The organism is Leuconostoc sp. DB-1 (assembly GCF_013414845.1).
Lineage (GTDB): Bacteria > Bacillota > Bacilli > Lactobacillales > Lactobacillaceae > Leuconostoc > Leuconostoc mesenteroides.
Genome location: NZ_JABFNJ010000001.1, coordinates 151,273 through 177,172 on the forward strand (window position 1 = coordinate 151,273; position 25,900 = coordinate 177,172).

Annotated in this window: 18 protein-coding genes, 4 pseudogenes and 1 other annotated feature; of the genes and pseudogenes, 16 read left to right on the forward strand and 6 right to left on the reverse strand. The window is 38.0% G+C overall.

All coding sequences use genetic code 11. The features are described 5' to 3' along the window. The 5 genes and pseudogenes from HFP47_RS00765 to HFP47_RS00785 form a co-directional block, all read right to left on the reverse strand. A pseudogene (locus HFP47_RS00765) lies at positions 1-1,079 on the reverse strand (methionine ABC transporter ATP-binding protein). Continuing rightward, on the reverse strand, positions 1,076-2,407 hold the full coding sequence (locus tag HFP47_RS00770) for a M20/M25/M40 family metallo-hydrolase (protein WP_373562331.1): 1,332 nt from the start codon (positions 2,405-2,407) through the stop codon (positions 1,076-1,078). The pseudogene HFP47_RS00765 and the gene HFP47_RS00770 overlap by 4 nt, the downstream one beginning before the upstream one ends. 51 nt (positions 2,408-2,458) lie before the next feature. Further along, positions 2,459-3,300, reverse strand: a pseudogene (locus tag HFP47_RS00775) (MetQ/NlpA family ABC transporter substrate-binding protein). A 27-nt stretch (positions 3,301-3,327) separates the two neighbouring features. Next, positions 3,328-4,172, reverse strand: a pseudogene (locus tag HFP47_RS00780) (MetQ/NlpA family ABC transporter substrate-binding protein). Between the two features lie 446 nt (positions 4,173-4,618). After that, positions 4,619-5,278 carry a YoaK family protein gene (locus HFP47_RS00785; RefSeq protein WP_179875913.1) on the reverse strand — a complete coding sequence of 220 codons (660 nt, stop codon included), beginning with the start codon at positions 5,276-5,278 and terminating at the stop codon, positions 4,619-4,621. A 96-nt stretch (positions 5,279-5,374) separates the two neighbouring features. Here HFP47_RS00785 and HFP47_RS00790 point away from each other — a divergent pair, with 96 nt between their 5' ends. The 3 genes from HFP47_RS00790 to HFP47_RS00800 all read left to right on the forward strand — a co-directional run bounded on the left by HFP47_RS00790 (position 5,375) and on the right by HFP47_RS00800 (position 10,604). Next, a complete protein-coding gene (locus HFP47_RS00790; RefSeq protein ID WP_050894794.1) occupies positions 5,375-7,216 on the forward strand; it encodes a DUF2207 domain-containing protein in 1,842 nt (613 codons plus the stop codon). Between the two features lie 271 nt (positions 7,217-7,487). Further along, positions 7,488-10,151 carry a calcium-translocating P-type ATPase, PMCA-type gene (locus HFP47_RS00795; protein WP_011679283.1) on the forward strand — a complete coding sequence of 888 codons (2,664 nt, stop codon included), beginning with the start codon at positions 7,488-7,490 and terminating at the stop codon, positions 10,149-10,151. Positions 10,152-10,157: 6 nt separating this feature from the next. Continuing rightward, positions 10,158-10,604 (forward strand): hypothetical protein, encoded by a 447-nt coding sequence (locus HFP47_RS00800; RefSeq protein WP_011679284.1) that lies wholly within the window; start codon positions 10,158-10,160, stop codon positions 10,602-10,604. 70 nt (positions 10,605-10,674) lie between these two features. On the opposite strand, the pseudogene HFP47_RS00805 reads toward HFP47_RS00800, so the two are convergent. Further along, positions 10,675-11,651: pseudogene (locus tag HFP47_RS00805) on the reverse strand (sugar transferase). Positions 11,652-11,823: 172 nt separating this feature from the next. Between HFP47_RS00805 and HFP47_RS00810 the strand changes: the two are divergent. From HFP47_RS00810 to pheT, 13 genes are all read left to right on the forward strand, one after another. Beyond that, entirely contained in the window at positions 11,824-12,879 is a 1,056-nt protein-coding gene (locus HFP47_RS00810; protein ID WP_011679286.1) for a BMP family protein, read from the forward strand. A 256-nt stretch (positions 12,880-13,135) separates the two neighbouring features. Then, complete coding sequence (locus tag HFP47_RS00815; protein ID WP_011679287.1) at positions 13,136-14,578, forward strand: ABC transporter substrate-binding protein/permease; 1,443 nt, start codon at positions 13,136-13,138, stop codon at positions 14,576-14,578. After that, complete coding sequence (locus HFP47_RS00820; protein ID WP_011679288.1) at positions 14,575-15,327, forward strand: amino acid ABC transporter ATP-binding protein; 753 nt, start codon at positions 14,575-14,577, stop codon at positions 15,325-15,327. The genes HFP47_RS00815 and HFP47_RS00820 overlap by 4 nt, the downstream gene beginning before the upstream one ends. Before the next feature lie 66 nt (positions 15,328-15,393). After that, positions 15,394-16,839: an ABC transporter substrate-binding protein/permease gene (locus HFP47_RS00825; RefSeq protein WP_096638949.1), complete on the forward strand. Its 1,446-nt coding sequence runs from the start codon at positions 15,394-15,396 to the stop codon at positions 16,837-16,839. Between the two features lie 41 nt (positions 16,840-16,880). Continuing rightward, positions 16,881-17,594, forward strand: a complete 714-nt coding sequence (locus HFP47_RS00830; RefSeq protein ID WP_306556658.1) for a competence protein CoiA — start codon at positions 16,881-16,883, stop codon at positions 17,592-17,594. Continuing rightward, positions 17,594-17,902: a hypothetical protein gene (locus HFP47_RS10860; RefSeq protein ID WP_306556659.1), complete on the forward strand. Its 309-nt coding sequence runs from the start codon at positions 17,594-17,596 to the stop codon at positions 17,900-17,902. The genes HFP47_RS00830 and HFP47_RS10860 overlap by 1 nt, the downstream gene beginning before the upstream one ends. Before the next feature lie 57 nt (positions 17,903-17,959). Continuing rightward, the gene (gene pepF, locus HFP47_RS00835; RefSeq protein WP_115230952.1) at positions 17,960-19,753 is read left to right on the forward strand and encodes an oligoendopeptidase F; all 1,794 of its coding nucleotides are present in this window, start codon (positions 17,960-17,962) and stop codon (positions 19,751-19,753) included. 110 nt (positions 19,754-19,863) lie between these two features. Next, on the forward strand, positions 19,864-20,253 hold the full coding sequence (locus HFP47_RS00840) for a cytidine deaminase (RefSeq protein ID WP_011679291.1): 390 nt from the start codon (positions 19,864-19,866) through the stop codon (positions 20,251-20,253). Positions 20,254-20,269: 16 nt separating this feature from the next. Continuing rightward, positions 20,270-20,710, forward strand: coding sequence for a nucleoside 2-deoxyribosyltransferase (locus tag HFP47_RS00845; protein ID WP_004164656.1), 441 nt, complete (start codon positions 20,270-20,272; stop codon positions 20,708-20,710). Next, positions 20,710-21,639: a phosphoglycerate dehydrogenase gene (locus tag HFP47_RS00850; protein ID WP_042250874.1), complete on the forward strand. Its 930-nt coding sequence runs from the start codon at positions 20,710-20,712 to the stop codon at positions 21,637-21,639. Before HFP47_RS00845 ends, HFP47_RS00850 begins: the two co-directional genes overlap by 1 nt. 18 nt (positions 21,640-21,657) lie before the next feature. Then, on the forward strand, positions 21,658-22,026 hold the full coding sequence (locus HFP47_RS00855; RefSeq protein WP_014324330.1) for a helix-turn-helix domain-containing protein: 369 nt from the start codon (positions 21,658-21,660) through the stop codon (positions 22,024-22,026). A gap of 10 nt (positions 22,027-22,036) precedes the next feature. Further along, positions 22,037-22,230, forward strand: a binding site (T-box leader). A gap of 99 nt (positions 22,231-22,329) precedes the next feature. Next, positions 22,330-23,379 (forward strand): phenylalanine--tRNA ligase subunit alpha, encoded by a 1,050-nt coding sequence (gene pheS, locus HFP47_RS00860; RefSeq protein WP_025267790.1) that lies wholly within the window; start codon positions 22,330-22,332, stop codon positions 23,377-23,379. A 2-nt stretch (positions 23,380-23,381) separates the two neighbouring features. Continuing rightward, positions 23,382-25,838, forward strand: a complete 2,457-nt coding sequence (gene pheT, locus HFP47_RS00865) for a phenylalanine--tRNA ligase subunit beta (RefSeq protein WP_042250869.1) — start codon at positions 23,382-23,384, stop codon at positions 25,836-25,838. The last annotated feature ends 62 nt before the right edge of the window (positions 25,839-25,900 follow it).

The following is a 25,900-nucleotide window of genomic DNA, read 5'->3' on the forward strand; positions in this document are numbered from 1 at the left end:
TTAGTTGCCTCCTTTAAGAATTGTAACTTCAACATGATGATCATGTAATGTAGATAGGGCTGTTTGCACTTGCGTGGGTTCACCTGACAAAATAACAAGCAAAGATCCAACTGGTGTATCCTGTAAGACTTCGATATTACCATACAGAATGTTTGCCGTAACATTGAAATCACGGAACAAGCTAGCGATTAATGGTTCATCAGTTGTTTCACCAACATATGATAAACGAGCAAAAATTTCGCCTTCTTTTAACTCATTAACTAGTGGTTCGTGCCTAATTGTTTCAATGGCTTTATCAATATTTGTAGCTGTTTCAATAAATTCTCGTGTCAACTGTTGCTTTGGCTGGGCAAATATTTCCAAAAGTGAGCCGCGTTCAATGATTTCACCATTTTGCATCACAGCCACTTTATTTGCAACTTCCTTGACGGCCTGCATTTCGTGCGTAATTAATACAATTGTTAAACCAAATTCCTGGTTTAGCTTTTTTAATAGGGCCAAAATTTGATTCGTTGTTCTAGGATCCAATGCGGAAGTTGCTTCATCAGAAATTAAAATTTCAGGGTCATTGGCTAACGCACGAGCGATAGCGACACGTTGTTTTTGACCACCAGAAAGTTGTGAAGGGTATTGTTCTGCACGATCAGATAGATCAACTAATTCGAGTAGCTCAGCCACTTTAGCTTTCTTTTCATCGTCTTTTAATTTACTGTGTTGCAATGCGAAGGCAACATTTTCTGTGACTGTTCGTTCATTTAATAAATTGAAATGTTGGAAAATCATTCCAATCTTTCGACGGCGAACACGCAAGTCATTTGTGCCAATGCGTGTTTTTTTAGCATCCTGACTATCAGCCTGAAAAAAAGTTTCTCCATTAACAGTTACAGAACCACTAGTTGGTTCTTGTAGTAAGTTAATTACACGTACAAGTGTTGACTTTCCAGCACCAGAATAGCCTACGATACCGTAAACATCACCACGTTCAATATTGATGGAAACGTTTTTGACAGCTTCTATGGTGCGCTTTTTTGATGGAAAGTGACATCGATATTTTTTAGTTCAATGATTGGTTCTGTCATTTTTCATAACTCCTAATTAGTTCTTTGATTACAGCAATATGTTGATGATAATCTGTTAATCGGATATTTTCATTGGGTGCATGGTCTAATGTATGTGCGTATCCTACACCCAAGCTAGCTATGGGTGCGTTCAATGCTTCGTGAATGTAATACATTGGGCCAGTACCGGGTGACGTTGGCATAATAACTGGATGCTGATGATAATACTTTTCAGTGATATCAATAACACGCAAAATTTCGGGATCCGACATGTCACTGCGATATCCTGGTTGACCTAACGTCTTAGTTACCACGATATCAGAAAATCCTTCATTTTGGAAATGCTGTTTAATTTGTTGCAAGGTTTTGTCAGGATCCATATTAGGAACTAAACGTGCTTCAAGTTTAGCAGAGGCAACAGCAGGCAAAACAGTTTTTACACCGTCACCTAAATAGCCACTTTGAATACCTTCTATATTTAATGTTGGTTGAAAATATAATGTTTCTTTTAGGTCATCGCCAGTTTTATCACTTAAAAGTGGCGAGGTTAGACCATGTTGTTGAATCAATGTGTCTCTTGTTGTAGGAAGATTTCTAACCAGTTCTTTTTCTCGTTGATTAGGGATGGCTACATCGTCATAGAATCCTGGGACAGCAATGTGACCTTCTCTATCAAATAGGGTTGCTAAAGCTTGGGTCAGACGCCAAGCAGCAGAATCTACGACACCAGCTAAAGATGAATGAAGATCGGTCTTTGCTGTTTTTACATCAACATTGAATGTTACGATACCCTTGTTACCACCAAAAATCTCCACCACATCATGCACGTTTTTTCCGCCTGATTCCCAAATAACTAAATCTGCGAATAGTTGATCTTGATACTTACTTAAGTATTCATCCAAGTGCTGAGAGGATGATTCTTCAGAACCTTCAATAATAAAAGTGATATTTACTGGTAAATGACCTTCGTGTTCAGTTAAGTAATCTTCGATAGCTGTCAAGCGGGCAGTGATGTTTCCTTTGTCATCATCAGTTCCGCGTCCGTATAATTTACCGTCATGTTCAGAAAGCGTCCAAGGATCTGTTTGCCACAATGATATTGGTTCTACTGGTTGTACATCATAGTGATTATAGATAACTAGCGTCTGAGCGTCAGGGACGCTGCTCCTAAATTGCGCTAATACGAATGGCGCAAAATAAGTATCATCATAGGTTACTTGAGCACCTAATTCACGAAAAGTTGTCGTCAAGAGTTGAGCTGCTTCGGGTAAACAGCGATGAGTTGCCGAAACACTGGGTAGTGCAACTAAATCGCGGAGTAAGTTTAGATATTTTTGATTAGAGCTCATGTTCATTTATTACCTTCCACAGAAATTATGTACGCGCCGAGGCGCATGTCTTTACTTGTTATAGTCCCAAACTGTAACTTCCGCTGAACCGTAATATTTTTAACTAGTTTCTTTGTCTTATCAGTTTGCAATGACTTCACGACCTTTTTGTAAGTCTCGTTGTCTTTGTCTTTCTTATTGGCAGCGATGAAGTTGAAGTATTGTTCAGTTTCCTTATTCAAACCTTCCACGTAAATGGCTGAATTGACATCTAAGTTAGCTGATACGGCGTAATTGGTGTTCACCACGGCACCAGCAACTTTTGAATCATCTAACGATTTAGCGGTTTGCGAAGCATCAACCGGCGTAATCGTCAAGTTTTTAGGATTTGATGTAATATCTTTTGGTGTAGCTGTGTCAGTATCTTTAATCTTAATTAGTCCTGCTTCAGCCAAAAGATGAATACCACGGTTTTCGTTAGTGACATCGTTAGCTACCAAAATTTGGTCACCAGACTTAAATTCAGAGATCTTCTTATATGATGTTGAGTATATACGAAGTGGTGTTGTCCAAGTGTCTCCAATAGAAACAATGTTAGTCTTGTAAGTCTTGTTCCAGTTCTTCAAAAAAGGATAGTTTTGGAAAGCATTCAGATCAATGTCACCATCTGCTAAGGCTTTGTTCGGTTGTGAATAGTCAGTGAATTTCTTTGTTTTCAAGGTAATGCCGTACTTATCTTTGGCAGTTTTAATAGTGGAAGCCCAGATTTCATCTTCCGCTTTTGATCCAGCCATTACACCAATAGTAACGGTCTTAGATTCTGTTTTTCCTTGTCCACCAAATGACAGGTAGGCCGCACCAGCGATAACGACAACGGCAACACCAGCGATAATATAGTTCTTTTTCTTACTCATAATAAATTCTCCCTTAGTATCTCATTCTTATTTTGAAAAATCTTTATCCCAAGCAGGTAGTTCAACACCATCATATTGCTTATTAATGGCTTTCTTAACGGCATCTGTTTGGTAAGCCTTCACAACTTGTTTATAAGTTTTATTGTCTTTATCTTTGCTGTTTGCGGCAATAATGTTAACCCATTGATGTGAATTCTTGTTGATTGGTTCGACGAAAATAGCTTTTTTATAGTCCAATTTAGCTGAATCTGCATAAGTACCGTTGATTACTGCGCCTTGGATGTCAGATAAGGTACGAGCTGTTTGATCGGCAGCTAATTCTTTAATTTTCAAATTTTTAGGATTTTTGTGATGTCTTTAACTGTTGCAGTCGTCAGACCATTTTTTAAATCAATTAATCCAGCAGATTTTAAAACATACAGTGACCGGCTTTCATTTGATGGATCATTTGGTACGGCGATTGTGTCACCACTTTTGAACTGAGAAACCTTGGTGTATGTTTTAGAATACAATCGGATAGGTGAAATAACCGTGTCGCCGATTGAAATAATTTTATTACCGGTTGCTTTATTTGACGCCTTTAAGAATGCATAATGCTGGAAGGCGTTAAGATCAATGTCGCCTGCAGCCAAGGCTTTGTTTGGTTGTGAATAATCTGTAAATTCTTTGAATTTAATTGTAATGCCATATTTATCTTTAGCAGTTTTCTTAACAGTATTCCAAATGGCTTGGTCTTGTTTAGAGCCAGACATTATGCCGATGGTTACTGTTTTTGACGATGTTTTTGAGTGCTGCCCAAAGCTGGCGTAAGCGGCACCAGCAATTACAATCACTGCAGCACCACCAATAAGCCATTTGGTTTTTTTACTCATAATATATATTCTCCTCAATATTCCCAAATAACGTGCAAAACGGATTTTTAAAACAAACAACAGAACGAAACAGTTTTGATGAGTTCAAAAAAGCCGTTTCCATATCATAGTCATAGATACAGAAACGGCTAAAAAATAGCGTGTTACCATTCTGAGTTGTAGATATTTGTTACCAAATATTTGCTCACTAACCATCAGGCATCGGGAGATGATCCTAGCCGAATGGTGTGCCCGGTAACGGGGCCAAGTCGTTGTATGCTTAACGGTAAACCGATTCGCATACACCAATCACAGGTCATTTTCACAATCGCACTCACGCTGGCTCTCATCAACCGTCAGCTTTCTTAGCTTCGATAAATTGCTACTTTTCTGTTCAATTTGTTTTCGTTTTAAAAATCGTTATAGCCTATAATAACTAGATTATATTTATTTGTCAAATGTTTTATTTAATTCTTGAATAATAACAAGAAAACAACAAACATAATTATGCTGGAACCAAGTAGTGCGAAAGTGCCAAAGATACCAGAAAGAACAGCAGAAGAGAAGGCACCAACCATGAAAAAGACAACTAATATTGAAAATACCCATGCATTATGTAGAAAAATATGGTCACGGTTAATAAAGTATTTTACGAGATTGGTACCCACATTACGTAAATTACCAGTTGACATAACGCTTGTGAAAGGTAGACCACGTAATTTGGGGAATGAGTCTAATTGCATTGCTAATAGAAAGGATAGTACCGATATGATGACCGTACTAGCTAGGTGATGATTAAAGATACCAATCATTGCAATACCAATAAATTCGATCAAAATACTGTGCTGTTGTAAGGATAATTTGCCGGCTGGAACAAAATGATTTAATACAGTATTAAATGCAGCCCCAAGCACGAAGAAAATGATTGGGATAACAAAAAATAAGGTTGCTTTCCAGTGTCCTTGGGCAAGGTGGAATCCTGCTTGGATAATATTTCCAGTTTGTAAGCTAGCAAATCGTTCGTGGTGGTATTCAAATGTGTACGAGTCGATAAAACCCGAATTCATGACGAGCAGTAGACCAATACGCAATCGTTCTTGCATTGGATTTTTATTCTTCAATATCATAATATCTCCTAAAAAATATTATTTTAACACGCCTGATTTGCTAATACTAGTAAAAAATAGATATACTGATACTACCATTTGGAGAGGGGAAGTTAATTGATAAAATTGAAGATAGTAGTATTTACATTTTTGTTTGCCATGATGGGTGTCTTAACGGTTTCCGCAGATGGCGATTATCGTATTACTGATTTGAATGAGGTTGTACGAATTGATGCCAACGGGGATGCGCGTATTACTAAAAAGGTCACTTATCATTTTGATGATGAGATGAACGGTGTGTATTTTAAAGAATCACTTAAAAAAGGAACTGATTCACAATCGTTACAGTGGGGAGGATTAACTTCAATTGAGGTTAGCCATAACAATGGGGAAAAGCAGACTATTTTACCTCGTCAGGGTGATAGTAGTTATGGTTATGTTGAAACAAAAACCAGTCAGCAGGTTCAAGAAAAAATATATTATCCAGTCCAAGAGAATGATCAGTTGACAATGTTTTATCATTACACTTTAAAAGGTGTCGTGGTAAATTGGGATGATATTGCTGAGATAAACTGGTTACCTATAGGAACTAGGGACGTTGCCATCGAAAAATTACGTTTGGAATTTGCACTACCTAATCAACCAGCATCAACTTTAAAGGCTTGGGTACATGGTCGGTCGGTGGGACATGTTCTTGTGAATAAGAAACAGGCGAACATAACAGTTAACAGCAAGAAAATTGGCCCCGATGATACCGTCGAAGTCCATACTTATTTTGATACCAGCCAGACTCCGTTGAATACGAATAAGCAGTCAGGTAACCGTGCTGCCTATATTCAAAAGCAAGAAAAAGCGATTGCGTTAAAAAATAAGAAATCCCTACAGATAAAGAAAGTAATTGGATTCATTGTTTCTCCAATTGTTATTATGATACTCGTATTCATTATTATGCTAAAAACTATCCAACGACGAAAGCTATTACAAAGCGCGCGACAACAGAGCGGTGTAACTGGTGACATTGTCCATATCTTTGATATACCAAATGATATTGGACCAGCGCTGGTCAGCGAACGAATTGCTAAATCAGTTACAAATGCGAAACTTATTATTGCAACACTGCTCGATTTGATTGCCCGTCGCAAAATTGCAATGACATATGACGATATTCAAAAGCAAGATGACATAACCTATTCAGTTTTGGATGAAACGAATTTACAGCCATTTGAATTAGTTTTCATTAATATGATTTTTGGTAAGTATCGTAGAGCGGTTGTACATGCCGAATTTAAGCAGCCAGAATCAGGGGTGTCAAATCGGATTAAAAAAGATATCAGTTCTTTTACAAAAGCACTAAAGGAAGCTGAAAAGCAGGCTTCAATAATTGACCATGTACTGACTAACAAAATAAAAAGTCAGCAATTTTTTCTAACGCTAGCCCTAATTATTAGTACAATAATATCTACTTTTTTGTTAGGAATTTTTGCTTATAGTACACAAGCATGGTCCATGTGGTATGTTATTTTTACGGAAATTATTGTTGTCATATTAGTTCTTATTTTTAGTATTAAACCAGCAATATTTTATAAGGTTCCTGATGGCTTTCAGGAAAAATGGCAGTGGGATGGATTTGCCAAAATGTTACACGATATTGCTCATTTAGAGAATAAAACGGTTTTGGACGTACAACTTTGGGATAAGTTGTTGGCCTATGCTATCATATTTGGCGAGGCAAAAAATGTCGCAAAACAAATGAAAGTTTGGTCACAAAAGGTTGATACAGATGATTCTATAATTTTTGTGCCAATCATGTTATATGGCGATGACTGGAGCGAGAGCTTGATTTATAATATTGAAAATGACGGTGCTTTTCACGTCGATAATAATGTGAATGGCGACGGTGGGGGATTTTCCGCTGGCTCATCAGGAGGTGCAGGGGGCGGCAGTGATGGTGCTTTCTAAAATGATAAAATTTCCAAACAAAAATGACACGTACTTAGAAAAATTTGTTATACTATAAACATAAGTTAATTTCTGAGGGAGTAACTGACGGAATGATCGTGGCTGAATCGTCAAAGCAAAACAGCAATGTTTTATATCGCGCTTTATTGCGCCGGTTTAGCATTAAACAGTGAGACTCATGTAAACACACTTTTATTTGTGTTTACATGAGTTTTTTCTTTTGTTGGTAAAAACTTGGAAATTTATTTGAAAGAATAAGGAGATATTCAACATGGCAGATAAGCCACTCTATAATCAAGATAACACAGAAGTGTTATCTCATTTGCAGACGGATGCTAGTAAGGGGCTTTCGAGTTCTGAAGCTAATAAGCGTCTTGAGCAAAATGGCGCTAATCAATTGAATGAAGCTAAGTCAACGAATTTAGTCCAAAAATTTATTAATCAATTTAAGGACTTGATGATTGCTATTCTGTTGGCCGCCGCCATTGTTGCCGCATTTACTGGAGAAGTGGTTGATGCAATTTTCATTTTAGCTATTGTTATTATTAACGCCATTTTTGGTGTTTTCCAAGAAGCTAAAGCTGAGGATGCGATTAATGCCCTAAAAGAAATGTCGACACCAAATGCTAGTGTAATTCGTGATGGTAAAGAAACTTCAATTAAGTCCACAGAATTAGTAGTCGGTGATATTGTTCGTTTGGAAGCTGGAGATATTGTACCAGCTGATGTACGTTTGATTGAATCTGCGTCCTTGCAGGTTGAAGAGGCATCGCTGACCGGTGAATCTGTGCCAATCAATAAGAGTGCGGAAACACTGCAAGAGACAGATTTGCCCCTCGGTGATCGTACAAACTTGGGATTCATGAACACTAATGTGACTTATGGTCGTGGTGTTGGTGTCGTCACAGGTACTGGTATGCAAACTGAGATTGGTCATATTGCTGGTATGTTAGAAGCAACGGATGAAACTAAGACACCATTGCAAGCAAACTTGGCTAAGTTGGGACAAGTATTAACTTATTTGATTCTCGGTATTGCTGTGGTCACTTTCATCGTTGGTCTAGCACGTGGTAAGGAAACAATTATTGACATGTTGTTGACCTCCATTTCTCTAGCGGTGGCGGCAATTCCAGAAGGATTACCTGCCATTGTAACAATAACCTTAGCATTAGGAACAACGCGTATGGCCGCTCGTCATGCACTAGTTCGTAAACTACCTGCGGTAGAAACGCTAGGCTCTACAGATATTATCGGATCTGATAAAACAGGTACCTTGACACAAAACAAGATGACTGTGGAGAAATTAGTCGTCAATACTGAAATTTCTGATGCTGCTACTACTGAAGAATTGACGGGAACTTACGCTCGCTTAGCAGATATTCTGGCTTTAAATAACGATACAAAGCGAACTGAAAATGGTTTTATCGGTGATCCTACAGAAACAGCTTTGATCGCTTTTAATGAAAATCATGGGCGTGATTTAGATAAGCTGTTTACAGAAATGCCACGTGTGGCCGAGCTTCCGTTTGATTCAGAACGTAAATTAATGTCAACTGTTCATCCGGCACCGACTGGCTATATTATAACTGTCAAAGGCGCACCTGATGAATTACTTAAGCGTGCGACACGAATTGAGATTAATGGTGAAATTAAGCCATTATCTGATGACATTCGAGCAAAGCTCTTGTCGATTAACTCAGAGTTAGCAACGCAAGCTCTTCGTGTACTTGGTTTTGCTTATAAGACAGTTGACCAAATACCTGGCAATCTGGATACAGAAACGGTTGAGCAGGAACTAGTATTTACCGGATTCGTTGGCATGATTGATCCAGAACGTCCTGAAGTTGCACAAGCCGTTGCAGAAGCTAAAGCAGCTGGTATTCGTCCAATGATGATTACTGGTGACCATCGAGATACAGCAGCTGCTATTGCTATTCGATTGGGTATATTGGATGAAGCGGATAAAGAAACAGCTGTTATTTCAGGATCTGATTTAGATGCAATGAGCGAAGAGCAATTTGCACAAAATGTTGATAAATATAATGTTTATGCACGAGTAGCGCCTGAGCATAAGGTTAAAATTGTTAATGCTTGGCAAAAGAAGGGCAAAGTCGTTGCCATGACAGGAGACGGTGTTAATGATGCCCCAGCCTTGAAGACAGCTGATATTGGTATTGCCATGGGTATCACCGGTACAGAAGTATCCAAGGGTGCTTCTGACATGGTTTTGGCTGATGATAACTTTGCTACGATCGTTCATGCCGTTGAAGAAGGACGTAAGGTCTTTGCCAACATACAAAAGGCTTTGCAATACTTATTGGCCTCAAACTTAGCTGAAGTTATTGCAATTTTCGTTATGACATTATTGGGCTGGAATATATTGGCACCAATCATGATTTTATGGATTAACTTAGTAACAGATACTTTGCCAGCTATTGCATTAGGTATTGAACCGGCTGAAAAAGGTATTATGAAGAATAAGCCCAGAGGTCGTGGCGCTAGCTTCTTATCAGGTGGTGTTGGACCAGCAATTATTTGGCAAGGGATTTTGCAAGCTGTGATTGTGTTAAGTGTTTATGGGTTTGCGTTAGCAGCTCCTGTTCATCCAGAAGTACATTTGGCGCACCAAGATGCCTTGACAATGGCATTTATGACGCTTGGTTTAATGCAAATGTTTAATGCTATTAACGTAAAATCTGTCTATGGCTCAATGATTGGGCCGCAAGCTTTCCAAAACAAAATGTTTAACTGGGCATTGTTAGGATCTGTCTTAGTAATGGCTGCAGTTGTTGTTATTCCAGGTTTGAACCCACTTTTCCACGTATCACATTTGGATGGTTATCAATGGGCTATTGTGTTAGTGGCTGGAATGAGTATCATTGTCATCGTAGAACTGGTAAAATTGATACAGAGATCAATTTTCAAAAAAGGATAAACAACATTGGCAAAATTCAACCCCAAACAAGCACAAGTTTACGTACAAACATTGCAAGAAGTATTAACAATAACTCAAGACACTGCTGATCGTGTAGCACCATTTTTTACAAAGTTAGATGATGCAAAAGAAGCGAATGCTGTTGCAGATATCCCTGCAGCAGAATTCGCCGAAATCAAAGCAGAATTTGAAGACGCTGTAGCAGCATATCAAAAGAATGCTCAAATTTTAAATGCGGTTCAAGCACCTGTTCGTTTGTTGGGATTGCATAAATCATTGGCTAAAAATTATAGTGCCTATGCTGGAGCAACCAATATGATGAGCGAGGCATTAAATGTTGCCGATCAGACAGTAGATGACGTATTATACGTTAAATCAGAGGAAGACCAGGAACTTTATCTTGGCAAAATACAAGCAAATGTTTCAAAAATTATGATGGGTGCCGGTCGTTAAGAACGGTAACTTGCTATTAATATAAGGTTTGAAAAACGAGTAACTTACTCAGTAAGTTACTCGTTTTTTATTACATTAATTTTTTAAGTGTTTGCTGTGTGAAATAACCATTTTCTAGCTGCTTGGCCAAAGGAATAATATTTTTTGCCAATTAGTATATTGTTTTTCCGATATTGAAGAAATCCTCTCAAGCTCAGACAAGGAGTCAATAACAAACCCTAGGTTGTATTGAAGGATTAAATGACCAATTGCACTTTGATTCCAAGCAATTAATGGCAAGCCAGCGCGCAAATATAGGCTAGCTTTGTGTGGTGCATTGAATCGTGTGTAGGTTTGGTATGTTTTGTCCTCAAAATCACTATCCCATAATAAGCCAAAACCATCATGAAAAGCATCTAAAATACTGGTAGGGTCGAAGTTTTCACGATAGTTAATGTTTGAAGGAAAGGTCACGTCAGCCCAACGCTTTGGTCTTGAACCAAAAAGCTCTATTTTGGGGCCATTATAATGTTTAAGCCACGGAGATTTTTGAAAAGTACCCGCAAAGTTAATTTTGTGACTAAAAGTAGCTTTTTTAGTGACGTCACCTAAATAATCAAAAAAAGGTTGAATAATGGCAGGTACGTGAACACCCAATTTCTTAAGTTCATCATACATTGCTTGCGAATGAACGATAATGGTGTCGTAGCTATTTAACACATTTATTTCCCAAGGCGCTGTTTTAATCAAGCGTAAGGGCTCAATATCATGAATCAATAGAGCGCTCTGTGCCTGATGTTTACTCAAGGCCGTGATAAGTTCAAGTTCAAAATCAGCGCTCATATAAGTTGGAAATTGGTGGATGACCTGATCACCCGGATTTACCATATTTAGCCATGATCGAATCTTTTGTTGACGTGTTTCGCTGTCAAAACGTCCATCGTTATAGCGTTCTAAAGGTAAAATTTTCCAACCAGTTGCAGCGGCAATTGCTGCGTAGTCCGCTTTTGCTTTTAAAGCACCTGGTGGCATCCAGGGTTCTATTGTATGAGTTATAAAGTTTGTCATAGTACGATTATATCAAAATCCGAACATTTTTAAATTTTTTTGTCAAAAAACGAACTATAAAATAACAAAACGTTAAATATTCGGATATAAAACAGACTTTTAATCAAATTCTAAGAAAAAAGCTGCTTAAAAAACGGATAATAAGAGCATAAAGAATATTTGGAGAAAAGATATGCAACGTTCAGCAAAAATTGGTATTGGTGTAGCAGCAGTAGTCGTTATTGGTGGTGGTATTTATGCCGCAACGCAAAAGTCTTCTACTAAAAGTACAGGATACGCTGTAGCTTTGGTTACTGATGGCGGTGGTATTGACGACCGATCATTTAACCAATCAGCATGGGAGGGATTGAAAGCCTATGGAAAGGCTAACAACCTCGAACAAGGGAAAGGTGGTTATAATTATTTCCTAAGTTCAGATACTTCGGATATAAAAACTAATTTGCAAACTGCTGTTAAGGGTGGTTACAAATTAGTATATGGTGTGGGATTCGCAGCCGCCCCTGCCGTTACTAGTGTTTCTAAGGCTAATTCTAAGACTAATTTTGCGATTATTGATTCAGTCGTAAACAACAAAAACGTAGCTTCATTGCTATTCAAGTCAGAACAATCATCTTATTTGGCGGGTGTCGCTGCGGCAAAGCAAACTAAGTCAAAGACCGTTGGTTTTGTCGGCGGTATTCACAGTGACACAATTGACACTTTTGAAGCTGGCTTTAAAGCTGGTGTGAAAGATACAGACAGCAGCATCAAGGTCATTACGCAATATACAGATTCATTTACAGATGCAGCTAAAGGAAAGACAATCGCGGCTTCAATGGTTGCGAATGGTGCTGATGTGATTTTCCAAGCTGCCGGTGGCGCAGGTAATGGTGTGTTTGCCGAAGCCAAGGCAGAAAACCAAAAGTTAGCTGCAAATGCAGATAAAAAGGTCTGGGTCATCGGTGTCGATCGTGATCAAAAAACTGATGGTAACTATAAAGATAAAGATGGTAAAGCGTCAAACTTTACTTTAGTATCTGCAGTTAAGCGCGTTGACAGTGCGGTTGAAGATGTGGCAAACAAGGCGAAAAACGATAAGTTCCCTGGTGGAAAGACCATTACATATGGACTGAAGCAAAAAGGGGTAAGCTTATCAAAGGATTCAGCTTCAGAAGATGTTTGGTCAGCAGTTCAGACGGCACAAAAGAAGATTATTAGTGGGAAAATCACTGTGCCAGTGCATCCTTAAAAACGAACAGCTAAGTAAAAAATTATCGATTAATAAGTCGATAATTTTTTGATGTAATATTGAACTCAAAAATAAAGAGGCCAGTTTCTGCTACAATTTCTTGGATACAGATTAATAACATTTCTAAAAAACAGATGACTTTTCGTAAGACATAAACAGGTTAGCTGCATTTCAGTATCAATTGTTATATGCTTTTAGATTAAAATCTAACATTATCTGGTCTAACCAATCGTTTTTTTGTTATACTAAATATATTATGAAAAAAATATGGATAATTCTCACAACGCTTGCAGTTAGTTTCATTGCAATGGCGTCTGTTACGACCGTCAGCGCAGCAAAACCAAACTACATCATCACAACGGATGCAACATATCCGCCGTTTGATTTTCAAGATAGCAATAATCAATATACAGGTATTGATCAAGAAATCTTGAAAACTATCGCAAAACGTGAAGGATTCACGTACACATTAAAGCCTATGAGCTTCAATGCGGCAACACAATCGGTCACATCAGGTCAAGCTGATGGGATTATCGCTGGTATGTCAATTACTGACGAACGAAAAGAAGTGTTTGACTTTGGAACGCCTTATTATAAATCTGGTATTGCATGGGCAGTAAAAAAAGGATCTAATATCAAATCGTTAAGCGATTTAAAAGGGAAAACCGTTGCCTTAAAGACGGGAACTGCGGGTGCTGATTACGCACTTTCAATTCAAAAGCAGTATGGCTTCAAGGTTACCTATTTTAATGATTCAGATACGCTATACAATGATGTTGTGAATGATAATGCACAGGCAACATTTGGTGATTTACCAGTGTTGCAATACAGTATTAAAAATGGCACAAAGTTGAAAGTTATGAACGCGAAGTCACCATATGAATCAGGATGGTATGGATTCGCCGTTAAAAAGGGCCAAAACAAACAACTTTTAGCTTCTTTTAACAAGGGATATGCAGCAATTAAAAAAGACGGTACATATGACAAAATTATCAAAAAATATCTTGGTGCACCAGCATCGGATTTCACTGGTAAAAAGTCGGATAATAACTCAGTATTAGGTATTTTAAAAGCCAACAATGGGGCGTTCATGCGTGGCTTGTGGCAAACATTGTTGTTAACGATTTTGGGTATTATCTTAGCCTCAATTTGGGGCGTAATTCTAGGAGTCATGGGTGTTAGTCAAAACAGCGCAGTTCGTGGTTTGTCAACAACACTTATTTATATTTTCCGTGGTTTGCCATTGATGGTATTGGCATTCTTCATTTATATTGGCTTGCCAGGAGTGATTGGAACAAAGATCCCCGCCTTTACAGCGGGACTAATTACCTTAATCTTAAATGAAGGTGCTTATACAGGGGCCTTTGTACGTGGTGGCTTCGAAGCCGTTGATAAAGGTCAGATGGAGGCAGCACGAAGTCTAGGGTTCACTTATAATCGTTCGATGCGTAAGGTCATCATGCCACAAGGATTGAAGATTATGGTACCAAGTTTCATTAACCAATTTATTATCACGTTGAAAGATACCTCAATCTTGTCAGCCATCGGTATTTTAGAGTTAACACAAACTGGAACCTTAATTGTGTCACGTAATTCGCAAGGTTTCCGTGTGTGGGCTATTGTGGCTGTGATATACTTAGTCGTTATTACATTACTCACGTGGTTGAGTAATTGGGTAGAAAAGAGGACACGTGCATGAGTGAAGCACAAACTAAAGTTAAAGTACATGTCGATAAAGTTAATAAATCATACGGTTCGAACCATGTTTTGCGTGATATTTCCTTAGATATTAATGAAAATGAAGTTGTCGTAATGATTGGACCATCTGGTTCAGGTAAGTCAACATTCTTACGTATGTTGAATCAGTTAGAAACGCCTGACAATGGTACAATCGTTGTTGATGGCTACGATCTTTCTCATAAAGGAACAGATATTAATAAAGTTCGTGAAAATATTGGTATGGTTTTCCAAAGCTTCAATTTATTTAATAACTATACTGTTTTAGAAAATATCATGTTGGCACCTGTTGAACTTGGTAAGATGGATAAAGAAAAGGCCGAAAAAAAGGCCCGTGAATTACTGGAAACGGTTGGTCTAGCTGAAAAAGCAGATGTATCAGTGAATTCATTATCTGGTGGACAAAAGCAACGTATTGCTATTGCACGTGCCTTAGCCATGGAGCCAGATATTATGCTCTTCGATGAACCAACATCCGCTTTGGATCCAGAAATGGTTGGGGATGTTTTGGATGTTATGAAGAATTTGGCCGGATCAGGTATGACAATGATTATTGTGACACACGAAATGGGATTTGCTAAACAAGTGGCGGATCGGGTTGTGTTCTTTGAATCAGGTAAGATTCAAGAATCTGGCGTACCAGAACAAGTTTTCAATGCACCAAAAAATGAGCGTTTACAAGAATTCTTGAGCAAAGTTATGCATGCATAATAGCGTAAACAAAAAACAATTAAGTAAGATGGCTTAAAATGCCATCTTTTTTTGAGAGGGAAAAACATGTTCAAAAAAGGTTTCATCCTTGCTGTTACACTGGTTGTAGCACTACTATCTTTTTCATTGGCGGCAGATTGCATTCATGCCGATAAACCACACTATACAATTTCAACAGATGCCACTTATCCACCATTTGACTTTCAGGATAAGAACAATGATTATATTGGTATTGATCAAGATATTTTGAAAGAAATTGCTAAACGAGAAAATTTTACTTATACACTTAAACCAATGAGCTTTACCTCAGCGGCGCAACTAGTGGCTAATGGTCAAGCGGATGGCATTATTGCCGGTATGGCTATTACAGATGAACGCAAAGAAGTTTATGATAATTCGACGCCATATTATAAAACCGGTGTTGCTTGGATTGTAAAAAAAGGTAGCGAAATTAAGTCTTTGAAGGATTTGAAAGGTAAAACAGTAGCTTTGAAAACGGGCACAGCTGCCTCTGAATATGGTAAGTCACTTCAAAGAAAATACGGTTTTAACATCAAATATTTTAATGATACTGATACGATGTATAATGATGTCGTTGTGGGTAACTCTGCTGCCACTTTCGAGGATATGCCAGTCATTCAATATGCTATTAAAAATGGTGTAAAGCTCAAGGTAATGAATGCCAATAATCCAGGTAATGCTGGATCATACGGTTTTTTCGTTAAAAAAGGCGCAAATAAAGAATTATTGGCATCCTTCAACAGAGGATTTGCATCAATTAAAAAAGACGGTACCTACGACAAAATTATCAAAAAATATCTTGGTGCGACACAGTCAACGTTTACTGGTTCTAAGAAAAACAATAATTCAGTGCTAGGTATCCTAAAAGCCAATGATGGTGCATTTCTAAAAGGATTATGGTTAACAATTGAGCTGACTGTATTGGCAATTATTTTAGCCTCAATTTGGGGCGTAATTCTAGGAGTCATGGGTGTTAGTCAAAACAGCGCAGTTCGTGGTTTGTCAACAACACTTATTTATATTTTCCGTGGTTTGCCATTGATGGTATTGGCATTCTTCATTTATATTGGCTTGCCAGGAGTGATTGGAACAAAGATCCCCGCCTTTACAGCGGGACTAATTACCTTAATCTTAAATGAAGGTGCTTATACAGGGGCCTTTGTACGTGGTGGCTTCGAAGCCGTTGATAAAGGTCAGATGGAGGCAGCACGAAGTCTAGGGTTCACTTATAATCGTTCGATGCGTAAGGTCATCATGCCACAAGGATTGAAGATTATGGTACCAAGTTTCATTAACCAATTTATCATCACGTTGAAAGATACCTCAATCTTGTCAGCCATCGGTATTTTAGAGTTAACACAAACTGGAACATTGATCGTGGCGCGAAATTCACAAGGTTTTCGTGTTTGGGCAATCATCGCTATTATTTATTTGATAATTATTACATTACTCACATGGTTGAGTAACTGGGCTCAAAAGAAAATACAGTGATAAGGATACCTCTAATTCGTATGATGAATTAGAGGTGTTTTATGATTATTGCATGTGATAGTAACAAGAAATATGTGCGGGCCGACGAAGCAAATAAAAGAAATAATTACTTTTGCCCTGGATGCCATGAAAAAGTTATTTTAAAGAATGGGGAAGTCAAACAAAAACATTTTTCCCATTGTGCTGGTGCGGCATGCGTGACTTTTACTGAAAACGAATCGATGCAACATTTGTCTGGAAAATTGCAACTCGCGTCTAAACTACAGTATTATGGTGATGTGCAAATTGAAGCAGTTTTGCCAGAAATTCAACAGCGACCAGATATACTACTAATACATAACCATAAAAGAATAGCTATCGAGTATCAGTGCAGTCCCATATCGCAAAAAAAACTCGACATGAGAAATAAAGGATATTTCGCTGAAAATATTCATGTTATTTGGATTTTAGGGCAAACTTATTTTAATAGAACAATGACACAAGGAACAATTATGAAATTCATGGCTGATAATGCATTGGTTTTCTATTTGCCTGATAAACAATATTTTGTACATCGGCAGCATTTTAGAAAACCAGATTTTTCACGTGTACTTTTTGTTGATAAAATAGATACAACATTATTTAATGCAAAAGTTCCAAAACAAAGAACGAGATTAAATATTCCAAAACAAATCTATAAACTGCAGAGCTTAATTCTACAGCAGCGAGTCGATCCTAAGTTGGTTGATTATCTATACAAAAGAATCGGCTGCTAATGGATGTGCCCGTGTGGGTACATGGTGGAAATACTTTTGGGCTTAAGGTGCCTAATTGGTATTGGCGCTTGATTACTATTCTATTTTTAGAAAAAATAGGTCAACAAAATGTTGTGAAAAAGACAGAATTAACAGTTAAGCTAATCCCTTTTTTGTTAGGGGATAATACATTTAAGCGACAACAAATTGCAGAGTTATACCATGATCTCGAAGTACATGATTACATCTTGCAGCAAGAGAACTACATATTAGTGAGGCGTCTGCCACAGTGGAAAAATGCGCGTCAACAAAGTATAGTGAAAATATGATAAAATGATTAGTACTGAATGATAAGGAGTATGCGTTTGATCGCAAATTAAATAATTATGTCTGAAAAACAACTATTACGTAATCAAGTACCAGAAAATCTTACATGGGATCTATCCTCAATTTTTCCGACAGATGAAGCTTGGGAAACCGCTTTTAATGAGACACGAAAGTCTGCACAAGCATTAAGTAAGTACGCTGGACACGTCGGGGATTCTGCGGATGTTTTGAAAGAAGCCTTAGAAGCAGATTTAGCAGTAGAACGTCAATTCGAAAAAGTCTACGTATATGCTCATCAAATTTATGATCAAGATACAACTAATCAAAAGTATAGTGCGTATAATGCTCGTGTTCAAGGCTTATATGCTGAATTAAGTGCGAATACAGCCTTCTTCCAGCCTGAAGTGTTAGCATTGTCAAACGAGACACTAGATGCATACTTAGCGACAGCTGGTTTGAAAAAATATGCACACTTTTTTGACGTTTTAAAAGCTCGTAAACCGCATACGCTACCTGCAGAACAGGAAGCCTTACTAGCAGGAGCAAGCGACATCTTTAATGCTTCTGAACAGACTTTTGGTGCATTGGATAATTCAGATATTGTTTTTGGTGATGTCCATACTGAAACAGGTGAAATTGTGCCATTGACAAATGGACTCTATTCATTGTTGTTGGAGTCTAAAGATCGTTCATTACGTGAGGAAGCGTTCACAACGCTTTATGATAGTTATATTGCTTTGCAAAATACATTTGCCTCAACTTTATCTTCACATGTCAAGGGACATAACTTTTTGGCTAAAACCCGTCACTATGACTCAGCTCGTCAAGCTGCTGTAACAGCCAATGATATTCCTGAGTCAGTTTTTGAAACATTAACCAAAACAGTTGATGCCAATCTGCCATTACTACACCGTTTTGTATCATTACGTAAAAAAATTCTTAATGTTGACGATGTACACTCTTACGATTTATATGTACCACTTGTTGATGAAATTAATTTTGAAGTAACATATGAAAAAGCAAAAGGCATTGTTTTGGCGGCATTGGCACCGTTAGGCGAGGATTACATCGCTATTGTTCAAAAGGCTTTTGATGAACGATGGATTGATGTGGTTGAAAATAAGGGGAAGCGTACTGGCGCTTATTCAAGCGGTTCGTATGATACAAAACCATTCATTTTGCTTAACTGGCAGAACAATTTGAATAATGTTTATACATTGGCTCATGAAATGGGACATTCGGTTCATTCATACTTTACACGCCATAATCAAGAGTATCATTATGGTGATTATCCAATATTCTTAGCTGAAATTGCTTCAACTACTAATGAGGGATTATTAACGGATTATTTGCTAAAGACAAATGATGATCCCAAGTTTCAGGCCTACGTATTGAACCAGTATTTAGATGGATTCAAAGGAACAGTTTTCCGCCAAACTCAATTTGCTGAGTTTGAGCAATGGATTCATGAACAAAGTGCGGCTGGAGTGGCTTTGACAGCTGATGAGATGAGTACATTCTATGGATCGTTGAATCAAAAGTTTTATGGATCGGACTTATTTCCAGATGAAGCTATTGCGTATGAATGGGCACGTATTCCACATTTTTATTACAATTTCTATGTTTATCAATATTCGACAGGCGAAGCTGCTGCCACAACTTTGGCAGAACGCATACTAACACAAAATGGTGCTGAGGATTATAAGAACTATCTGAAAGCAGGTAATTCAGATTATGCTTTAAATGTGATCAAAAAAGCTGGCGTTAACATGAGTCAACCGGACTATTTAAATGAAGCTTTCAAAGTGTTTGAAGAGCGATTAAATGAGTTTGAAAAAATCATGTTAAAGTAAAATATTTGTCTATTGGTTAAATAGAAATTGTTAACCACGTATATAAAAAACAAAACTAATCAGTCCTTGCGGCTGATTTTTTGCTAAAATAACATTAGGAGAAAATGATCATGGCCCCACGAAAACTTGTCGACGTTGCAAATCAAGCACTTAACGATACATATACCCCTTACTCTCATTTTCCTGTAGGTGCTGCGTTACTCGGCGAAAACGGTGAAATTTTCAAAGGCGTTAATATTGAAAATGTATCATTTGGTCTAACCAATTGTGCCGAGAGAACTGCAATTTTTACAGCTATAGCAGCAGGGCAACGCCATTTTCATGGGTTAGTTATTTCAGGGCGTACAGACGAACCTATAGCTCCATGTGGTGCTTGTCGACAAGTGATGGTGGAGTTTTTTGATCCTGACATGCCGATTTGGTTGATTAACGATCAGGGTAAAGAAATTGAAACAAACATTGCAGAACTAATGCCGGGATCCTTTAATTCATTACAATAAAGAAAGAAGAATAATAATGTCACAAATCTATCTTGCAGGACCTTTTTTTTCAGATGAACAAATCGATCGTGTGAAACGTATTGAAGCTGCTCTTGATTCGAATCCAACTGTTACTGATTATTATTCACCCCGCAAACATCAAAAGACTGAAAACCCTGAATTCACCTCACCATGGGCGGCAGAGGTTTTTCAACGTGATATCAAGAATGTCACAGATGCGGACATTATTTTGTCGATTATTGATTATCGTGATAATGATGCCGATTCAGGAACAGCCTTTGAGCAGGGCATGGCATGGGTACAAAAAAAGCCAATTATTGTATTTAATGAATTGAAGTTCCCAGTGAATTTGATGCTATCAGAATCACTGACTGCCTACATCACAAATTCGGACGACATTGCAACGTATGATTTTGATCAAACACCAAAGTTACCATTTACGGGAGAACTATTCTAATGAAAAAAGTATTAGTAGCTAACATGACATCTCAAAAAGCTGTCGACTATCTTGAATCCAAGGGATATCAAGTGATTAAAAATGATCAGGCCTCAGATGATGATTTTCTGGGGCATGCAGATGTTGATGGCATTCTAATTATGATGCATCCATTTGGTGAAAGCTTGATGTCCAAAATGCCCAATCTCAAGGTAGTTGCACGTCATGGCGTTGGATATGATAATGTTGATTTAGATGCAGCCAGTGCACATGATATTGTTGTGACCAACACGCCTGGAGCGAATGCAACTGCGGTCGCCGAAACGGCTATGATGCATATATTGATGGCTGGACGACTGTTTTATCAGCGTCGTCAAGCTATTACTGATAACGCGAACAAGCGTTACCTAGCCGCGCATCACGGTCAAGAGTTAACTGGAAAAACAGTTGGTCTTATTGGCTATGGGCACATCGGCCAAGAAATTAATCGTATGTTGACAGGATTTAATGTAAAAGTATTGGCTTATGCACGACATCAACATGAGGTAACTAATGGTCATATGGCAACGCTAGATGAGATATATGAACAAGCGGATTTTGTAGTGACAGCGCTTCCAGCAACTCCTGAAACAAAGCATATGATTAATGCGAGTGTTTTTAGAAAAATGAAAAAGAGTGCCGTATTAGTTAATATCGGACGTGGAGCACTTGTTGATGAGAGGGCATTGGTTGAGGCATTAACTAATGAGGAAATTGCTGGCGCTGGGGTAGATGTTGTTGAAAAAGAACCAATTACAGCGGAAAATCCATTACTACACTTGCCTAATGCATTTGTTACACCACATGTCGCTATGATTTCCAAGGAGGCCATGGATAATGTAGCTTTGAAAGCGGCAGAGGATATCGTTCGTGTCTTGGAAGGTGAACGAGCTGTATTTCAAGTGAATTAACTAAAATAGGGGGTTATGATGGTTAAAAAAACAAAAAATACTGAAAATACTTTGTGCAAGAACTTCACGTGTACTTTCGAACTTTTGGGGCGTAAATGGAACGGACTAATTATTGAAACATTGCTGATTAGTGGTGCCAAAAGGTTTTTAGAAATATCACGTGCTGTTTCAGGGTGTTCGGATCGGGTGTTAGTTGAGCGCTTAAAAGAGTTAGAGGCTGCAAACATAGTAATTCGTCAAACTTATGAAGATTCCAATTTAATTGAGTATAAATTAACTGAGGCGGGAGAAGCTATGCGACCTATGATGACAGCAATTCATGAATGGTCAGATCAATTCAATAACGTTGCTAACCTGGAAGAACCTGACAGTGCAACAAAATTTTGATATACTAAAGAAGCATACGATGAATGACCCAGTAATTGTATTGATGCCCTCAGCGAACGGTGATTAGTGAAAGACCGTGGCTAAGATACGGTGAAATTCAGTCAGGAGTATTGGTTTAATCGCCAACGGTTGTCTCCGTTATGGACACCAAAGCTGGATTTATCCAGGAATTTGGGTGGTACCACGGTATTTAACGTCCCATGTAGTTCTTTTTTGGAAGAATTACATGGGACTTTTAATTTGTAAAGTATAGGTGACTGGTAAAGATAAAAGTTAATGGTCACAATATTGAAAGGAAAAAATATGGGCTTAATTGAAGATCTTACGGCTTTAAAAAATTCAGCAGTAGAACGAATTAATGATAAAAATGCTGATATTGAGCAATTACGTGTGAAGTTATTAGGAAAAAAGGGTGAGTTAACAGGTTTGCTGAAGGGGATGAAGGATGTCGCCGCAGAAAATCGTAAAATGGTTGGTGAAGTTGGTAATGATGTTCGTCAAACTATCACAGAGTTATTGAAACAAAAAAAACAAGCGCAAGAAGAATATGCTTTAAATCAACAGTTATTGGCAGAAAAAATTGATGTTACTCTGCCGGGTAGCGCGCATCAGGTGGGACAACCACACGTTTTACAACAAATTATTGACGAAATTGAACAACATTTCTTGGGCCTTGGGTTTGAAATAATCGATGATACAGTTGATTCACCAGAAGTTGAGACTGATGAATATAACTTTGAACGTGAAAATTTGCCTAAGGATCATCCTGCTCGCGATATGCAAGATACATTTTACATTACGCCAGAAATTTTATTGCGTACGCAAACATCTCCAGTTCAATCTCGATCGCTTGAAAAACATGATTTTTCAAAAGGACCACTGAAAATGATTGCTCCTGGAAAAGTCTATCGTCGTGACACGGATGATGCCACTCACTCGCATCAGTTCCATCAAGTTGAGGGCATGGTGGTTGGCGAAAATATCACAATGGCTGACTTAAAAGGTACATTGCTTTCCATTATGCAAGAATTATTTGGTGAAAAACATCAAATTCGCATGCGACCTTCTTATTTCCCTTTCACTGAGCCATCTGTGGAGGTAGATGTTTCCTGGAATGAAGTTACACCAGATATGAATCCAGAAGACATTGAGTGGATTGAAGTTCTTGGTGCTGGAATGACACACCCAAATGTGTTAAAAATGGATGGCATTGATCCTGAAAAATATTCAGCTTTCGCCTTCGGCTTAGGACCAGATCGATTTGCTATGTTGAAATATGGCGTAGATGACATCCGCCAATTTTACTTGAATGATGTGCGTTTCTTGTCACAATTCAATCGAAAGGGGAACTGATTATGAAAACAAGCTTAACATGGATAAATGAATATTTGGATAATGCAATTGACTTGCACCCAAAATCAGTGAGTGATTTAGCGGAAAAAGTAGAGCGTACAAGTGTAGAAATCGACAGTAATACAACGATTGCTTCAGGGCAAAACGGTCTTGTAGTAGCTAAAATATTATCAGTAATTCCACACCCAGATTCTGACCACATGGTTATTACTCAGGTTGAGGCTGGTGAGCCAGAACCAATACAAATTGTCACAGGAGCGCCTAACGTAGCCGAAGGACAAATGGTTATCTTAGCTAAAGTTGGTGCACATATTATTAACCGTGAAAATGGTGAGCTAATTGAACTAAATGCAGTTAAATTACGTGGAGAATTCTCTTATGGCATGTTAGTTGCACTACAGGAAATTGGCTTCAGTGACAAAATTGCTCCCAAAGATTTTGAAGCAGGAATTTATGTTTTTAATGAAACTGATGATGTTAAACCTGGAGATGATGCGCTTGTAGCTTTGGGAATGAATGAGCCGGTATTAGATACTGACTTAACGCCTAATCGAGCAGATATGCTATCAATGATCGGTACAGCCTATGAATTTGGGGCGATGTTAAATAAGCCGGTTACTCTGCCATCATTTGAACTGGTCGAGTACGAACAAACAGCAGATAGTCAAGTTGCTGTTCAAATTGAGGATCAAGAACTAGTTTCAAAGTATGCGTTGCGCGTTGTAAACAACGTCACCATAAAGGATTCTCCCTTGTGGTTACAAAAGCGCCTGTGGAATGCAGGTATGCGTCCAATCAACAATATCGTTGATATCACTAATTATATGATGTTAACCTATGGGCAACCACTACATGCATTTGATTTGGACAAGTTAAATGGTTCAGATATTTACGTACGCCGTGCGAAAGATGACGAAAAGTTGGTAACCCTTGATGGTGAAGAGCGATCATTGCGATCCGGTGAAGACATTGTCATTGCTGATGAATCAGAAGGATTGATGTTAGCTGGTGTCATGGGTGGCATGGGTTCTGAAATCGATAATAATACGAAAAATATTGTGATTGAAAGTGCCATATTTAACCCAAGTTTGGTTCGAGCAACTGCAAGACGCCATAATTTGCATTCTGAGGCATCATCACGCTTTGAACGTGGATTAAACTGGGATGAAACACTTAATGCCTTGGATCATGCAGCTAGTTTAGTAGATGAATTAGCAGACGGTCAAGTAGCACGTGGCCAAATTGTTGCCGCTGATGATGTTCGTAAAGATATCCGATTGTCATTGTCAACGCAACGGGTAAATAATATTTTGGGTACATCATTAGAAACAGATGAAATTGCTAACATTTTTGATAAGCTGAACTTTGTTTATGAAAAAAATGATGAAAAAATTGTTGTTGATGTGCCAGCACGTCGTGCTGATATTTCTATTGAGGCCGATTTAATTGAAGAAGTAGCACGTTTGTATGGTTATGATAACTTACCAGTTACATTGCCTTACGGTCCTACAACGTCTGGCAAATTGTCTAGAGAGCAACGTCAAATCCGTGCTAGTCGGCATATTATGGAAAGCTTGGGATTAAATCAAGCAATTTCATATGTGTTAACAACGAGTGAAAAAGCCCAGTTATTTGCTGAAAATAAAGCAGATGGTGTTGTAACATTAAACTATCCTATGAGCTCTGACCGTACAACGGCTCGCCAAAATTTATTAGCAGGATTATTAGATGATGTCAGTTATAATGTGAGCCATTTTGTACCTAACGTTGCGTTATATGAACAAGGTCGAGTGTTCATTGCTAATGAACCTAATGAGCAACCAAAAGAAATTGAGCATATAGCGGGAGTAGTAACTGGTAATTTACAAAAATCATCATGGCAAGAATCTAAGCAAGAAAAAGCCGTTGATTTTTATGATATCAAAGGAATTGTAGAAAATTATTTAGATCAGATTGGTGTCGATAACGTCCGTTATATTGCGACAGAACGCCATGAAAGTATGCACCCTGGTCAAACGGCTGATATTTATATTGGAGAACAATATGTCGGATTTGTTGGTCAAATTCATCCCAAGATTACAAAAAAGCAAAAATTAGCGCCAGTATTTGGGTTTGAACTTAATTTATTTACTGTATTTAATCATGTGACAGATAGTATTCAATTTAATCCTATTTCACGTTTTCCACAAATTAGTCGAGATGCCGCATTATTAGTTGATCAGGCGACAACAAATAGTGAAATTAGTGCAACAATTGTAGAGACAGCAGGGGAGCACTTAGTTGATGTGACTTTGTTTGATGTTTATACAGGTAACAATCTGCCAGAAAGCAAAAAATCACTTGCTTACACGTTAACTTATCAAGATAGTGATGGCACGTTGCTAGAAACTGATGTGAATTCTGATTTTGAACATATTATGAGTGAATTACAATCTAAATTTAATGTAGAAATACGCTAATTATTTTTCTAATGTTATTTGAGTTGTCATTGTAAATACGATATAATGGGTTGCAGACTATA